Annotated in this window: 7 protein-coding genes, 2 tRNA genes, 3 rRNA genes and 1 pseudogene; 2 read left to right on the top strand and 11 right to left on the bottom strand. The window is 50.9% G+C overall.

All coding sequences use genetic code 11. The features are described 5' to 3' along the window. Positions 1-9: 9 nt before the first annotated feature. Positions 10-409: pseudogene (locus LVJ85_RS13245) on the bottom strand (RDD family protein); the annotation flags it as partial. 240 nt (positions 410-649) lie between these two features. Here LVJ85_RS13245 and asd point away from each other — a divergent pair. Beyond that, positions 650-1,768, top strand: coding sequence for an aspartate-semialdehyde dehydrogenase (gene asd / locus LVJ85_RS13250; protein ID WP_244740360.1), 1,119 nt, complete (start codon positions 650-652; stop codon positions 1,766-1,768). Positions 1,769-2,247: 479 nt separating this feature from the next. Here asd and carB read toward each other — a convergent pair whose 3' ends face one another. The 4 genes from carB to LVJ85_RS13270 form a co-directional block, all read right to left on the bottom strand. Next, positions 2,248-5,457, bottom strand: a complete 3,210-nt coding sequence (carB, locus tag LVJ85_RS13255; protein WP_244740362.1) for a carbamoyl-phosphate synthase large subunit — start codon at positions 5,455-5,457, stop codon at positions 2,248-2,250. A gap of 20 nt (positions 5,458-5,477) precedes the next feature. Continuing rightward, positions 5,478-6,107 (bottom strand): hypothetical protein, encoded by a 630-nt coding sequence (locus LVJ85_RS13260; RefSeq protein ID WP_244740364.1) that lies wholly within the window; start codon positions 6,105-6,107, stop codon positions 5,478-5,480. A gap of 76 nt (positions 6,108-6,183) precedes the next feature. Further along, positions 6,184-6,540, bottom strand: coding sequence for a transposase (locus tag LVJ85_RS13395; RefSeq protein WP_370686926.1), 357 nt, complete (start codon positions 6,538-6,540; stop codon positions 6,184-6,186). A gap of 864 nt (positions 6,541-7,404) precedes the next feature. Beyond that, the gene (locus tag LVJ85_RS13270; RefSeq protein WP_370686927.1) at positions 7,405-7,572 is read right to left on the bottom strand and encodes a transposase; all 168 of its coding nucleotides are present in this window, start codon (positions 7,570-7,572) and stop codon (positions 7,405-7,407) included. 784 nt (positions 7,573-8,356) lie between these two features. Between LVJ85_RS13270 and LVJ85_RS13275 the strand changes: the two genes are divergently transcribed. Continuing rightward, positions 8,357-9,676, top strand: a complete 1,320-nt coding sequence (locus LVJ85_RS13275) for a pitrilysin family protein (protein WP_244740368.1) — start codon at positions 8,357-8,359, stop codon at positions 9,674-9,676. Positions 9,677-10,106: 430 nt separating this feature from the next. On the opposite strand, the gene LVJ85_RS13280 is transcribed toward LVJ85_RS13275, so the two are convergent. From LVJ85_RS13280 to LVJ85_RS13305, 6 genes are all read right to left on the bottom strand, one after another. Then, on the bottom strand, positions 10,107-10,418 hold the full coding sequence (locus tag LVJ85_RS13280; protein WP_095197808.1) for a helix-hairpin-helix domain-containing protein: 312 nt from the start codon (positions 10,416-10,418) through the stop codon (positions 10,107-10,109). 377 nt (positions 10,419-10,795) lie between these two features. After that, a 5S ribosomal RNA gene (gene rrf, locus LVJ85_RS13285) occupies positions 10,796-10,908 on the bottom strand. 138 nt (positions 10,909-11,046) lie between these two features. Beyond that, positions 11,047-13,933: ribosomal RNA gene (locus LVJ85_RS13290) — 23S ribosomal RNA — on the bottom strand. Positions 13,934-14,260: 327 nt separating this feature from the next. Then, positions 14,261-14,336: transfer RNA gene (locus tag LVJ85_RS13295), tRNA-Ala, on the bottom strand. Between the two features lie 49 nt (positions 14,337-14,385). Continuing rightward, positions 14,386-14,462, bottom strand: a tRNA-Ile gene (locus LVJ85_RS13300). A gap of 171 nt (positions 14,463-14,633) precedes the next feature. Beyond that, positions 14,634-16,174: ribosomal RNA gene (locus LVJ85_RS13305) — 16S ribosomal RNA — on the bottom strand. The 16S, 23S and 5S rRNA genes sit together here with 2 tRNA genes alongside, the layout of an rRNA operon. Between the last annotated feature and the right edge of the window lie 234 nt (positions 16,175-16,408).

A 16,408-nucleotide genomic window follows, 5' to 3' on the forward strand; every position in this document is an offset into this window, starting at 1 on the left:
TATTAAAACCCACTTCGCGCACCATCACCGCATACCAAAAGCCGGGATTGGTGCCGTCGGTTTTCAACAAGCGGATTTTCATGATTCTTTTACCGATAGACTGGCCGTGCTTGCTCATCATCCAACACTGCACAACCGTATAAACCAACAGCACCAACAGGCCGAAGGCGATTCCTATACCTCCCCACTCCACCGTTGCCAGGGCGTTTTCCATTTCCTGCTCGCTCATGTCTGCACTGAGCAACGGCATCAACGGCCACAACACAGCAAAGAAAAGCGGCATATAAACCAAAATGGTCAATAAGGTGTTCAAAAGATAAGCAACAATGCGGCTTCCCGCTGAAGCGATTTCCACGTCAACCACTTCCTCGGAAGGCTGATGCACATTGCTGGGATAGTTTTCATTCATATAGAAATGCTCCGTTAAACAGTCAAAAACAAACAAAAAAACAGAGAGCCGATAAACTTAACCGGACACATTAGCAACAACAATAAACGCCGCAGCAAGCTAAGTTTATGCACTCCGGCTGCATTTTTAACACATTACCACAAAAAAGCCTTTACTTTTATTGCCCTCGGCGTTAAAACGCTACTTTGATAATGTTAACGATTTTGTAAACAATTTTTTTCTTTTGCTAAGGAGCACAGAATGAAAGTAGGATTCGTCGGCTGGCGCGGCATGGTCGGTTCGGTGTTGATGCAGCGCATGCAGGAAGAAAACGATTTCTCACACATCCCCGAAGCCGTATTTTTCACCACCTCCAACGTAGGCGGTGCCGCCCCCGATTTCGGCCAAGCAGCCAAAACCCTTTTGGATGCCAACGATATTAACGAACTGGCCAAAATGGATATCATCGTTACCTGTCAGGGTGGCGATTACACCAAAGCCGTATTCAAACCTTTGCGCGACAGCGGCTGGAACGGCTACTGGATTGATGCAGCCTCTACCCTGCGCATGGAAGACGATGCCGTCATCATTCTCGACCCCGTTAACCGCAACGTTATCGACGAAGCCCTGCAAAAAGGCGTGAAAAACTACGTCGGCGGCAACTGCACCGTATCACTGATGCTGATGGCGCTGGGCGGCTTGTTCCAAAACGGTTTGGTGGAATGGGCCACCAGCATGACTTACCAAGCCGCATCGGGTGCGGGCGCAAAAAACATGCGCGAACTGATTGAAGGCATGGGCGCCATCCACAACGAAGTCAAAGCCGAAGTGGCCGACCCCGCCGGTGCGATTCTCGATATCGACCGCAAAGTATCCGATTTTCTGCGCAGCGACAGCTACCCCAAAGCCAACTTCGGCGTACCGCTCGCCGGCAGCCTGATTCCGTGGATTGATGCCGATTTAGGCAACGGCCAATCGAAAGAAGAATGGAAAGGCGGCGTGGAAACCAACAAAATTCTCGGCAGCAGCAGCAACCCCATCGTTATCGACGGCCTGTGCGTGCGCGTAGGCGCGATGCGCTGCCACAGCCAAGCCATTACATTGAAGCTCACCAAAGACCTGCCGTTGGAAGAAATCGAAAAACTGCTGGCCGAAGCGAACGATTGGGTAAAAGTGATCCCCAACCAAAAAGAAGCCAGCATGACCGAGCTGACCCCCGCCAAAGTAACCGGCACATTAAGCGTACCCGTAGGCCGCATCCGCAAACTGGGCATGGGCGGCGAATACATCAGCGCGTTTACCGTAGGCGACCAGCTGTTATGGGGCGCCGCCGAACCGCTGCGCCGTATGCTGCGGATTGTTTTGGGCAATCTGGATTAATTCTGCTTTGAAACACTAAGCAGTTTGCACAAAAGCAGTATTGAGGCCGTCTGAAACCATTTTTCAGACGGCCTCAATACATTCAAAGGCAGGCATCACAAGGTAATGGTCAGTCATGCCTCATCTATTACTATTACCTTGAAGCCAACATTTGTCTTTTCTACACAAGCTGAGAACTTTGCCCAATTCAGGTAAAGCTTTAAAACACCTGAGGCCGTCTGAAAGTGAGCTTCGCTAAAACCCGCTTAGCGGGTTTCGCCAAAGCAAGCCTAATAACCTTACGTTAAAACAAGCTGCGCCTTTCTCTAAAACCTCTTCCGCCCAACAAACAACCTCCGTAGGGACATTGTATATCTCCCCCCTACCGTCTATCCTTGCCCAATCCTTTTCAGCATCAACACCGATTTCAAACATACTTAAGGCCGTCTGAAAACATAAAAATCGTTTTCAGACGGCCTTCATCTTACTGTGTTAACAGTTTATTTCTTCAACCGCGCATGCAGCTCCTGCACGCTGTACACGCCCATGGCGTTCAGGCTCTTCACGCCTTCACTCATGGCTTCGCCGCCGGCGATGGTGGTGTATTGCGGCACGCGTTGGGTAAGCGCGCTGCGGCGGATGCTGTGGCTGTCGGCCACGGCTTGCGGGTCGCTGATCACGGTGTTGACCACCAGCGCGATTTCGCCGTTTTTAATCGCGTCCACGATATGCGGGCGGCCTTCCTGCACTTTGTTGACCACTTGCACGCCCACGCCGTGTTCTTTCAGGTAGGCAGCGGTGCCGCGGGTGGCGCACACGCCGTAACCGAGCGATTGGAAGTTTTTCGCGGTTTGAACCACCAGTGGTTTGTCTTCGTCGCGCACGGCGATAAACACTTTGCCCACGGCCGGCATGCGTTCGCCCGCGCCGAGTTGGGCTTTCAGGTAGGCTTCGGAGAAGGTTTCGCCCACGCCCATCACTTCGCCGGTGGAGCGCATTTCCGGGCCGAGAATGGTGTCCACACCGGGGAATTTGATGAACGGGAACACGGCTTCTTTCACGGCGTAGAAATCCGGAATCACTTCTTTTTCAATGCCTTGCTCTTTCAAGCTGATGAGGGCCATGGCGCGCGCGCCCACTTTGGCCAGCGGCACAGAAGTGGCTTTGGAAACGAACGGTACGGTGCGCGAAGCACGCGGGTTCACTTCCAGCACGAACACCACGCCGTCTTGCACGGCAAACTGTACGTTCATCAAGCCGACTACGTTCAGCGCGTAAGCCATGGCTTTGGTTTGACGGCGGATTTCGTCTTGAATCTCTTCGGAAAGCGAGTATGGCGGCAGCGAACAGCCGGAGTCGCCCGAGTGGATACCTGCCTGCTCGATGTGCTGCATGATGCCGCCGATCACGATGTCTTTGCCGTCTGAAACGCAATCCACGTCCACTTCAATCGCATTGTTCAGGAAGAAATCGAGCAATACGGGACTGTCTTCGGACACCTGCACGGCTTCACGCATATAGGTTTTGAGCTGCTCTTGCGTATGCACCACCTGCATGGCGCGGCCGCCCAAAACGTAAGACGGGCGCACCACCAGCGGATAGCCGATTTCTTCGGCCAGCACCAACGCTTCTTCTTCGTTGCGCGCGGTGCGGTTGGGCGGTTGGCGCAGGCCGAGATCGTTGAGCACTTTTTGGAAGCGTTCGCGGTCTTCGGCGGCGTCAATCGAATCGGCGGACGTGCCGATGATGTTCACACCGTTTTCCACCAGCGCGTTAGCCAGTTTCAGCGGGGTTTGGCCGCCGTAATGCACAATCACGCCCCACGGGTTTTCGGTGCGCACGATTTCCAGCACGTCTTCCAGCGTGAGCGGCTCGAAGTAGAGGCGGTCGGAAGTGTCGAAGTCGGTGGACACGGTTTCGGGGTTGCAGTTCACCATAATGGTTTCAAAACCCGATTCGCGCAGCGCCAGCGCGGCGTGCACGCAGCAATAGTCGAACTCGATACCTTGGCCGATGCGGTTGGGGCCGCCGCCGAGAATCATCACTTTACGTTTTTCAGACGGCCTCGCTTCGCATTCTTCTTCATAAGTGGAATAGAGATAAGCCGTGTCGGATTGGAACTCCGCCGCGCAAGTGTCCACGCGTTTGTACACGGGGTGCAGCTTCAGGCCGTAGCGGTGTTCGCGCACTTCTTTTTCAGACAGGCCCAGCAATTGCGCCAAACGCTTGTCTGAAAAGCCTTTGCGTTTCAGGCGGCGCAAGGTGGCGTAGTCCAAATCGTTCAGACGGCCGTCTGAAACTTTTTGCTCTTCTTGAACCAAATCTTCAATCTGCGCCAAGAACCACGGATCAATCGCGCAAATTTCGTGGATTTCTTCCTTGCTGAAACCGGCGCGGAACGCATCGGCCACATACAGAATGCGCTCGGGGCCGGGGTTGGCCAGCTCGCGGCGGATCACGTTTTTATCGTCGCTGCGCGGATTAAAGCCGCACAAACCGGTTTCCAAACCGCGCAGGGCTTTTTGCATCGACTCCTGAATCGTGCGGCCCATCGCCATCACTTCGCCCACCGATTTCATTTGCGTGGTCAGGCGGTCGTCGGCAGCGGGGAATTTCTCAAACGCAAAACGCGGGATTTTCGTAACCACATAGTCAATCGAAGGCTCGAAAGACGCAGGCGTGCGGCCGCCGGTGATGTCGTTGCGCAGCTCGTCCAACGTGAAGCCCACCGCCAGTTTCGCCGCCACTTTCGCAATCGGGAAGCCGGTAGCTTTGGAAGCCAGCGCCGAAGAACGGCTCACGCGCGGGTTCATCTCAATCACAATCATCTCGCCGTTTTCGGGGTTGACGGCAAACTGCACGTTCGAGCCGCCCGTGTCCACGCCGATTTCGCGCAGCACCGCCAGCGAAGCATTGCGCATGATTTGGTATTCTTTGTCGGTGAGCGTTTGCGCGGGCGCCACCGTAATCGAGTCGCCGGTATGCACACCCATCGGGTCGAAGTTTTCAATCGAACAGATGATGATGCAGTTGTCGTTTTTGTCGCGCACCACTTCCATTTCGTACTCTTTCCAGCCGAGTACCGATTGCTCGATCAGCAACTCATGCGTGGGCGAGGCATCGAAACCGCGTTCGCAAATCGCGATAAATTCGTCTTTATTGTAGGCAATACCGCCGCCCGAACCGCCCATGGTAAACGACGGACGAATCAGCGTAGGAAAGCCCACCTGCTCTTGCGCCGCCAGCGCTTCGTTCATGGTGTGGCACACAAAAGATTTCGGGCAATGCAAGCCGATTTTTTCCATCGCCTCTTTAAATCGGCCGCGGTCTTCCGCTTTATCGATCGCGTCTTCCGTTGCGCCGATCAGCTCGACGTTATACTTTGCCAGCACACCGTTGCGCGCCAAATCCAGCGCACAGTTCAGCGCCGTTTGGCCGCCCATGGTCGGCAGCACCGCATCGGGGCGTTCTTTGGCAATAATCTTCTCCACCGTCTGCCACATAATCGGCTCGATATAGGTTACATCGGCCATTTCAGGGTCGGTCATAATCGTGGCGGGATTGGAATTGACGAGAATGACTTTATAGCCTTCCTCGCGCAAAGCCTTACACGCTTGCGCGCCGGAATAGTCAAACTCGCAGGCTTGGCCGATAACGATAGGGCCGGCGCCGATGATTAGAATGGATTTTAGGTCGGTACGTTTGGACATGGTGGGTCTTTCTTTATCTTTTAACTTAAAAATTTTGAGTTACATGATTGCCAATGCACAATTTTCTTGTTGACAGTATCATTATAAAAGTAAGAAATAGATGTATCTTGAAAGATAGACGTTAAATTCATCAGTAATGGTTTTATTTGGGAACTTGTCATTTTATTCTCTTCTTGCAAAGATAAATGAAAATATGAACTCCAAAATGGTAACATTGAATCAAATGAAACATTATTTATTGGAGCAATGATAGAAAATATACCTCTATTTTCATCAAAAATAGCTCTTGCAAAGTTCTCATTACCCAATTCACAAGCAGAAACAAATAAGCGGCGGTTATTTAATTTACCAGCAGTCAATTTTGCAAATTCTTCATAAGTTAAAAGATTGAATGTTAAACCTAATGAATTATTATCACCATGACAAGATAAAAATAAATATCTATATTGTGAAGTAAAGTATATTTCCAAAATTTCTTCCAGTTCTTCCGTAGTTCGAAGATAAAAATATTTTGGATTTTTCCCATAAAACTTTAAAATTTCAAATAATAATTTCCCGTCTGTTTTCCCATCATTTTCATTTTCAATTGACAAAGATTCAATAATAAAAATTTCTGAAATTGTATTAGCTGTTAAATTAACTTTAGTCATTTTTTTTTGCAATATCCTTGTATTTCTTAAAAAGCAGCAAGCGTAGATACTGTCTTTCCCGTCAAGTCCCAACAGATTAAAAATCGACCGTTCGGGCCTGATAAACCGTTTGATGCTTCAGTACACCGAAACAGATATGCACCAAACGGCGCATCGCAGCACCAATAGTCTGCATCGGGCTTTTGCCTCTGGCTAGAAGGCGCTCGCAGCAGGCTTTGATGTCGGGGTTAAAGCGTTTGGCTACCACCGCCGGCATATACAGCAATGCCCTAAGCCTGCTGTTACCCTGTTTGCTCAACCGCACTTTGCCTCTGTATTTGCCTGATGTACGCTCCTTAGTAGCTGTAGGTCGGATACTTGTATCCGACAAAATCAATTTCAGGCTACCTGAAACATTTTCCCTTGCCGTGCATTTCTTGTTTGTCGGATTCAAGAATCCGACCTACTGAGGCTACCTGAAAGCGGTATCGGCGGTTGGCAAGGCTTGGTGTTTGGCTGTTGCGGACAGGTTTTACAAAAAGCAAGCCGTAGGTCGGATACTCGTATCCGACAAACCGTTTAAGGCCGTCTGAACTATTTTTCCTTGTAGTGCATTTTCCTAATTGTCGGATTCAAGAATCCGACCTACATCAGGACAATCTTAAGTACGCGTTTTTTATTTGTACTGCAAAACTCGACAACCGCGTGCGTGCCGTTGGTAGCAAGCGTAGGTTGGGTTGCAAACCCAACATTTCTGTTATTTCGGCTATTGTTGGCATTTCATCACGACATACGGCTGATTTTTTCATTAAGGCCGTCTGAATTTTCAACAAACCGTAGGTTGGGTCGCGACCCAACACAAAACTTCTAAATTATCTGAAATGTTGGGTTGATAACCCAACCTACGGGCTACTTCGTAGGCGTCTGAAATTCATTACCGATACAGCCTAAAATCAAGCAAGCGTAGGTTGGGTTGCAAACCCAACATTGCTGTTATTAACATTGCTGTTATTTCGGCTATTGTTGAGATTTCATCACAACATACGGCTGATTTTTCATTAAGGCCGTCTGAATTTTCAACAAACCGTAGGTTGGGTCGCGACCCAACACAAAACTTCTAAATCATCTGAAATGTTGGGTTAATAACCCAACCTACGGGCTACTGCGTAGGCGTCTGAAATTCATTACCGATACAGCCTAAAATCAAGCGTAGATTAGGTTGAAACGAAGCGCAAACCCAACATTGCCATGTTTGGTTATTTGGGCTCAATGTTGGGTTACGGCCTGCAGCCTAACCCAACCTACCAAAAATCCGCAATTATTCGCCGAAATCGCCCTCTGTTTCCATGCCGTTCCCCGCCCAATCCATCGGTAAAACGCCTCTTTGCACATAACGGTGAAACGATGAATACGGCCAATCGCTCACACGCCCAACATATCCGTGTTTGACCGGGTTGAAATGAATGTAATCAATATGGGCATTCAAATCCCGCTCGTTTGGCTACAATACGGGTGCGGAAGCCCAAGGGTGTGTTCGGAGGCAGACGGCCTGTTTGCTTGCCATGGTACATTAGTTTCAACATACAAGGGTGTGTGGCGTAGCCACGCACGCGTTTTTTATTCCTACTGAAAATGTTAACCACCGCGTGCGTGCCGTTGGCACACACCCTACTGATTTTTATTAAGGCCGTCTGAATTTTCAGCAAGCCGTAGGTCGGATACTCGTATCCGACAAACCCTTTAAGGCCGTCTGAACTATTTTTCCTTGCAGTGCATTTTCCTAATTGTCGGATTCAAGAACCCGACTTACATCAGTGCAATCTTAAGTATGCTTTTTTTATTTGTACCGCAAACCTCGACAACCGCGTGCGTGCCGTTGGCCACGCCCTACTGATTGTTGGTTAAGGCCGTCTGAAAAATTGTTCAGATATAAGATGTTGGATATATGAATATTAAAAGACCGCCATCACAAATTTTAGGCTTTAGTTCCCGAGCCTCAGCTTCCACACACAGGAGCTTTCATGCAATACAAGCAACCCATCTGATGCAGGTTTGCAGAAAGGCTGCCTGAATGGGTTCAGACAGCCTTTTGTCCGCCCGTGTGCGTTTATCGGCGGTAATCTTTAATGCTTTGGCGGGATTATACATTATTTACGATAATTTATGGCGGGCTTGGTAAAAGGCCGTCTGAAACTTTTCAGACGGCCTTCTTGTTTAATATATGGTCAGAAGCTATCATTTTAGGCGCTATTTATTTTTAAGGATGATTGATGTTACGCCATATTGTTTTGCTGGCCGCTCTCGCCGCCGCAAGCCCCGCATGGGCGCAAACGCTTTCCCGCACGCTGCCCAACGGCCTGAAAGTGATTGTAAAAGAAGACCGCCGCGCACCGGTGGCCGTGTCGCAGCTTTGGTATAAAGTGGGCAGCATCGACGAGAAGGAAGGCAAAACTGGCCTGAGCCATGCGTTGGAGCATATGATGTTTAAAGGCACGCCTGCCGTGCCTTCGGGCGAATTCAGCCGCCGCGTGTCGGCTTTGGGCGGGCAGAACAATGCCTATACCAACCGCTACGAAACCGTGTATTTCGAAAATGTGGCCGCCGCCAATCTGCCCGAAGTGCTGAAAATGGAAGCCGACCGCATGGCAAACTTGAATTTCAGCGATAAAGAATTCTCCAATGAAATGAACGTGATACGCGAAGAACGCCGCCAGCGCACCGACGACAGCCCGTTCGGAAAACTGTGGGAGCATGTGTTCCTCAACAGCTATCAAACCCCGGCTCTGCGCGCACCGATAATCGGCTACATGAACGACTTGCACACGCTCAAAGCCGACGATTTGCGGCAGTGGTACAAACAATGGTATGCGCCGAACAACGCCACGCTGGTAATTGTAGGCGACGTGAACGCCAAGCAGACTTTGAAAACGGCGGAAAACCTGTTCGGAAAAATCCCCGCAAAAACCCTGCCGCCGCGCAACCGCATTGACGAACCCGCCGAGCGCGCGCCCGTTTCGGCCGAAACCACTTCCGCCGTTACCCGTCAGCCCGTTATCGCACTTTCCTACCGCGTGCCCAAGCTGGAAAAAACCACCGACAAGCTGCCTTACGCCCTAGACGTGCTGTCGGACATACTCGGCGGTCATTCGTCGAGCCGTTTGGATAAAAACTTCGTGCGCGGCAAACAGTCCGCTTTGGATATCGGCGTGAACTACGACATGTTCAGCCGCAACATGCCGCTGTTCAGCATCATCGCCATGCCCGCCGAAGGCACCGACGACAAAGCCCTGCTCGAATCCATCCGCAGCGAAATCAAAAACATTGCCGACAACGGCATCAGTAAAAGCGAACTGAGCCGCGTACGCCGGTTGGCCGCCGCTGCCGAAATCTACGCCCGCGACTCTATGACCTCCCAAGCGTCGCTGCTGGGCACGCTGGAAACCCGCGGTTTCAGCTACCACGACGAGACAGCCATCCGCCGCCGTTTGCAGCAGGTAAATGCCGCCGAGGTGCAGGCCGCCGCCAAACTGCTCACGCCCGAACGCTCCAGCGTGGTGGTGGTGCGCCCCGAAGCGGCAGCTGCTAAGTAGGTAATCAAGGATAAACGCAACCATAACGCGTTGAGGTATCTGCAAAGTGCGGTCATTCCTTCTGCCGTTACCGTTTTCCTTTCCCGCCGGTAGGAGATTGAATATTGGTAACGTCAGCAAGGATGAAATAAAGCCTCCTTCCCTTACAGCCACTATTGAACTACTTTGCCGGTTATGGATGGCATCAGCCACAGCGTTCCGGGTTTCAGACGGCCTCCCGCTTTCCCGTCTTCGCTTCAAGCGCCTTCCCCAGCACTGTCGTCCTTCTGCCGTTACTTTTTATAACGCATTAGAACCGACACCCGCTTTCTTTTCCCGCCCCAAACGAAGCGGCCGGACACTCCCGCATCCGGCCGCTCTCTATACTATGCCCACTGCCAACCAAACAACACCAATCTGCCAATTCAGTCGATAGCAAACCTAGGCTCTATCAGCGCTTCTCTTTAGCCTTCTCCTTCAGCGCCGGCACCGCCGCTTTGGCCGGCTTCTTACCGCCACCAACCGTCGCCTCATCGCGCAACTTCGCTAAAATACCCTCGCCGATACCCTTCACATTCTTCAAATCGTCAACACTCTTAAACTGACCGTTGTGCTGACGGTACTCCACAATCGCCGCCGCCTTCGACGGACCGATACCCGGCAACGCCTTCAATTCCTCCGCCGTCGCCGTATTGATATTCACCGCCGCCAGCGATACCGCCGACCACAACAGAGCCAGCGCACCCGCTAAATATTTCTTCATCTTCTAAATCCTTCTTGATGGTTTTCCGTAATGTGTCATACCTGAGGCCTCTACCAACAGGCAATATACCTCACACTGCCCGCACAGGCAGTCCGAACCATCATAAACAGATTCCCAACACCCTTCAAATACTTTTAACTCTGGTTACTATATACATAGAGAACATTGTCGCTCCCCAACAACACGCTGTCTTTCCATTACCACTCCGCCCCCCTTTGATCCGCCATATACCGGCCTTCTCGGCTTCTGTGCCTATTGCGCACAAGCCTGCCGGCAAACTAACCTTATGAGCCGTCATCCGAACCCAATAAATTTTCCTGTCCACGACCGCAATACTAAAACCCCCGATACACAAGTATCGGGGGTTCGGAATAAGTGTCTGGCAGTGACCTACTTTCACATGGGTATCCACACTATCATCGGCGCTGAGTCGTTTCACGGTCCTGTTCGGGATGGGAAGGCGTGGGACCAACTCGCTATGGCCGCCAGACGTAAACTGTACAAATCGGTAAGCCGTTATGGAAGCTCGCTTCCACTTATTTATTCTTTAATCAACGGTGATGTGTATCAGTCTCACAAGACTGATGCAAGCTTATTCAAAGAAACTATCCAAAGTCCTTCAAATGATAGAGTCAAGCCTCACGAGCAATTAGTATCGGTTAGCTCCACGCATTACTGCGCTTCCACACCCGACCTATCAACGTCCTGGTCTCGAACGACTCTTTAGTGCGGTTAAACCGCAAGGGAAGTCTCATCTTCAGGCGAGTTTCGCGCTTAGATGCTTTCAGCGCTTATCTCTTCCGAACTTAGCTACCCGGCGATGCGACTGGCGTCACAACCGGTACACCAGAGGTTCGTCCACTCCGGTCCTCTCGTACTAGGAGCAGCCCCCGTCAAACTTCCAACGCCCACTGCAGATAGGGACCAAACTGTCTCACGACGTTTTAAACCCAGCTCACGTACCACTTTAAATGGCGAACAGCCATACCCTTGGGACCGACTACAGCCCCAGGATGTGATGAGCCGACATCGAGGTGCCAAACTCCGCCGTCGATATGAACTCTTGGGCGGAATCAGCCTGTTATCCCCGGAGTACCTTTTATCCGTTGAGCGATGGCCCTTCCATTCAGAACCACCGGATCACTATGTCCTGCTTTCGCACCTGCTCGACTTGTCGGTCTCGCAGTTAAGCTACCTTTTGCCATTGCACTATCAGTCCGATTTCCGACCGGACCTAGGTAACCTTCGAACTCCTCCGTTACTCTTTGGGAGGAGACCGCCCCAGTCAAACTGCCTACCATGCACGGTCCCCGATCCGGATCACGGACCTGGGTTAGAACCTCAAAGCCACCAGGGTGGTATTTCAAGGACGGCTCCACAGAAACTGGCGTCTCTGCTTCTAAGCCTCCCACCTATCCTACACAAGTGACTTCAAAGTCCAATGCAAAGCTACAGTAAAGGTTCACGGGGTCTTTCCGTCTAGCAGCGGGGAGATTGCATCTTCACAACCATTTCAACTTCGCTGAGTCTCGGGAGGAGACAGTGTGGCCATCGTTACGCCATTCGTGCGGGTCGGAACTTACCCGACAAGGAATTTCGCTACCTTAGGACCGTTATAGTTACGGCCGCCGTTTACTGGGGCTTCGATCCGATGCTTGCACATCTTCAATTAACCTTCCAGCACCGGGCAGGCGTCACACCCTATACGTCCACTTTCGTGTTAGCAGAGTGCTGTGTTTTTAATAAACAGTCGCAGCCACCGATTCTCTGCGACCCTCCAATGCTTACAGAGCAAGTCTTTCACATCAAAGGGCATACCTTCTCCCGAAGTTACGGTATCAATTTGCCGAGTTCCTTCTCCCGAGTTCTCTCAAGCGCCTTAGAATTCTCATCCTGCCCACCTGTGTCGGTTTGCGGTACGGTTCAATTCAAACTGAAGCTTAGTGGCTTTTCCTGGAAGCGTGGTATCGGTTACTTCATGTCCGTAGACACTCGTCATCACTTCTCGGTGTTAAGAAGACCCGGATTTGCCTAAGTCTTCCACCTACCGGCTTAAACAAGCTATTCCAACAGCTTGCTAACCTAACCTTCTCCGTCCCCACATCGCATTTGAATCAAGTACGGGAATATTAACCCGTTTCCCATCGACTACGCATTTCTGCCTCGCCTTAGGGGCCGACTCACCCTACGCCGATGAACGTTGCGTAGGAAACCTTGGGCTTTCGGCGAGCGGGCTTTTCACCCGCTTTATCGCTACTCATGTCAACATTCGCACTTCTGATACCTCCAGCAACCTTCTCAAGTCACCTTCATCGGCCTACAGAACGCTCCCCTACCATGCACTAGGTGCATCCGCAGCTTCGGTTACAGATTTGAGCCCCGTTACATCTTCCGCGCAGGACGACTCGACCAGTGAGCTATTACGCTTTCTTTAAATGATGGCTGCTTCTAAGCCAACATCCTGGCTGTCTGGGCCTTCCCACTTCGTTTACCACTTAATCTGTCATTTGGGACCTTAGCTGGCGGTCTGGGTTGTTTCCCTCTCGACAACGGACGTTAGCACCCGCTGTCTGTCTCCCATGATTGCACTTTCCGGTATTCTTAGTTTGCCATGGGTTGGTAAGTCGCAATGACCCCCTAGCCATAACAGTGCTTTACCCCCGGAAGTGATACATGAGGCACTACCTAAATAGTTTTCGGGGAGAACCAGCTATCTCCGAGTTTGTTTAGCCTTTCACCCCTATCCACAGCTCATCCCCGCATTTTGCAACATGCGTGGGTTCGGACCTCCAGTACCTGTTACGGCACCTTCATCCTGGCCATGGATAGATCACTCGGTTTCGGGTCTACACCCAGCAACTCATCGCCCTATTAAGACTCGGTTTCCCTACGCCTCCCCTATCCGGTTAAGCTCGCTACTGAATGTAAGTCGTTGACCCATTATACAAAAGGTACGCAGTCACCCAATTAATAGGCTCCCACTGTTTGTATGCATCAGGTTTCAGGTTCTATTTCACTCCCCTCCCGGGGTTCTTTTCGCCTTTCCCTCACGGTACTGGTTCACTATCGGTCAATGATGAGTATTTAGCCTTGGAGGATGGTCCCCCCATATTCAGACAGGATTCCACGTGTCCCGCCCTACTTGTCGTATACCTAGTACCACTGATGAAATTTCGAATACGGGGCTATCACCCACTATGGCCAAGCTTCCCAGCTTGTTCTTCTATCTCAACAGCTATCATATACAGGCTCCTCCGCGTTCGCTCGCCACTACTTACGGAATCTCGGTTGATTTCTTTTCCTCCGGGTACTTAGATGGTTCAGTTCTCCGGGTTCGCTTCGCTTATCCTATGTATTCAGATAAGGATACCGTACAAAATACGGTGGGTTTCCCCATTCGGACATCACCGGATCATAGCTTTATTGCCAGCTCCCCGATGCTTTTCGCAGGCTTACACGTCCTTCGTCGCCTATCATCGCCAAGGCATCCACCTGATGCACTTATTCACTTGACTCTATCATTTCAAGAACCTCTCTGACTTCGTTGCTTCGGCGTTGACTACCTACGCAACTTGAAGACTCTACTTTGACAAAGCTTACTGCTTGTTGTGTACCGAACTGTGCCTTTTGTGTTTCACAATCCGGTCAATACAATCATCACCCAAATACTGCGGCTTACCTGTTACAGTAAGCCGACATTGTCTTTGTTTGTTGATTTCGGCTTTCCAATTTGTTAAAGATCAATGCGTTTATATGAAACAAACTTTTGTCTCAAACTTCGCAAATTAAAATGAGCTGCGCATTGTAGCAGCTAACTTTAATTTGTAAAGTCTTTAAATGTTTGGTGGAGGCAAACGGGATCGAACCGATGACCCCCTGCTTGCAAAGCAGGTGCTCTACCAACTGAGCTATGCCCCCATACTCTTACTCAAGTATCGATACTGCTTACTCTTGCTTTGAGAATGTCTGGTGGGTCTGGGAGGACTTGAACCTCCGACCCCACGCTTATCAAGCGTGTGCTCTAACCAGCTGAGCTACAAACCCAAGGTCTCTTTGCTTTCCAATATGCCAACAACCATCCTTCTTAATCCGAATAACCTTTTCGGTCATGCTCGGCTTAAAAGTAATTCATGCAGCACATCTTCAAGCTTAAACGCATCTTTAATATCACAGTTTACCGATAAGTGTGAGTGCCTCTCAGCCTCTTTTCTCTAGAAAGGAGGTGATCCAGCCGCAGGTTCCCCTACGGCTACCTTGTTACGACTTCACCCCAGTCATGAAGCATACCGTGGTAAGCGGGCTCCTTGCGGTTACCCTACCTACTTCTGGTATCCCCCACTCCCATGGTGTGACGGGCGGTGTGTACAAGACCCGGGAACGTATTCACCGCAGTATGCTGACCTGCGATTACTAGCGATTCCGACTTCATGCACTCGAGTTGCAGAGTGCAATCCGGACTACGATCGGTTTTGTGGGATTGGCTCCACCTCGCGGCTTGGCTACCCTCTGTACCGACCATTGTATGACGTGTGAAGCCCTGGTCATAAGGGCCATGAGGACTTGACGTCATCCCCACCTTCCTCCGGCTTGTCACCGGCAGTCTCATTAGAGTGCCCAACCAAATGATGGCAACTAATGACAAGGGTTGCGCTCGTTGCGGGACTTAACCCAACATCTCACGACACGAGCTGACGACAGCCATGCAGCACCTGTGTTACGGCTCCCGAAGGCACTCCTCCGTCTCTGGAGGATTCCGTACATGTCAAGACCAGGTAAGGTTCTTCGCGTTGCATCGAATTAATCCACATCATCCACCGCTTGTGCGGGTCCCCGTCAATTCCTTTGAGTTTTAATCTTGCGACCGTACTCCCCAGGCGGTCAATTTCACGCGTTAGCTACGCTACTAAGCAATCAAGTTGCCCAACAGCTAATTGACATCGTTTAGGGCGTGGACTACCAGGGTATCTAATCCTGTTTGCTACCCACGCTTTCGGGCATGAACGTCAGTATTATCCCAGGGGGCTGCCTTCGCCATTGGTATTCCTCCACATCTCTACGCATTTCACTGCTACACGTGGAATTCTACCCCCCTCTGACATACTCTAGTCACCCAGTTTCAAACGCAGTTCCCAGGTTGAGCCCGGGGATTTCACATCTGACTTAAGTAACCGCCTGCGCCCGCTTTACGCCCAGTAATTCCGATTAACGCTCGCACCCTACGTATTACCGCGGCTGCTGGCACGTAGTTAGCCGGTGCTTATTCTTCAGGTACCGTCATCAGTCATGGGTATTAACCACAACCTTTTCTTCCCTGACAAAAGTCCTTTACAACCCGAAGGCCTTCTTCAGACACGCGGCATGGCTGGATCAGGCTTGCGCCCATTGTCCAAAATTCCCCACTGCTGCCTCCCGTAGGAGTCTGGGCCGTGTCTCAGTCCCAGTGTGGCGGATCATCCTCTCAGACCCGCTACTGATCGTCGCCTTGGTAGGCCTTTACCCCACCAACCAGCTAATCAGACATCGGCCGCTCGAATAGCGCAAGGTCCGAAGAGCCCCTGCTTTCCTTCTCAAAGCGTATGCGGTATTAGCCATCCTTTCGGACAGTTATCCCCCACTACTCGGTACGTTCCGATGCATTACTCACCCGTTCGCCACTCGCCACCCAAGAAGCAAGCTTCTCTGTGCTGCCGTCCGACTTGCATGTGTAAAGCATGCCGCCAGCGTTCAATCTGAGCCAGGATCAAACTCTTATGTTCAATCTCTAACTTTTTAACTTCTGGTCTGCTTCAAAGTAACTGACAGACAATGTATAATCTTGTCTCTCTGTTTTTTGTCGCAGTGTGAGGCCCAAAGACACTCACACTTATCGGTAATCTGTGTTGTTAAAGAACGGTTGCCGCTGTGTCAGCAGCGAAGAAGCCGAACTATACACACCCGCCCGCAGCCCCGTCAATAACCACAACGCAAAAAATTACACCCAAAATCACATA

Origin of the sequence: Neisseria sp. Dent CA1/247, from assembly GCF_022870825.1 — a bacterium.
GTDB classification, from domain to species: Bacteria; Pseudomonadota; Gammaproteobacteria; order Burkholderiales; family Neisseriaceae; genus Neisseria; species Neisseria zoodegmatis.

What these genes read in the sequence shown, in the direction of transcription:
- asd (WP_244740360.1), top strand. Translation starts at nt 650, where the DNA reads ATGAAAGTAGGATTCGTCGGCTGGCGCGGCATGGTCGGTTCGGTGTTG.
- carB (WP_244740362.1), bottom strand. Translation starts at nt 5,457, where the DNA reads ATGTCCAAACGTACCGACCTAAAATCCATTCTAATCATCGGCGCCGGC.
- LVJ85_RS13260 (WP_244740364.1), bottom strand. Translation starts at nt 6,107, where the DNA reads ATGACTAAAGTTAATTTAACAGCTAATACAATTTCAGAAATTTTTATT.
- LVJ85_RS13275 (WP_244740368.1), top strand. Translation starts at nt 8,357, where the DNA reads ATGTTACGCCATATTGTTTTGCTGGCCGCTCTCGCCGCCGCAAGCCCC.
- LVJ85_RS13280 (WP_095197808.1), bottom strand. Translation starts at nt 10,418, where the DNA reads ATGAAGAAATATTTAGCGGGTGCGCTGGCTCTGTTGTGGTCGGCGGTA.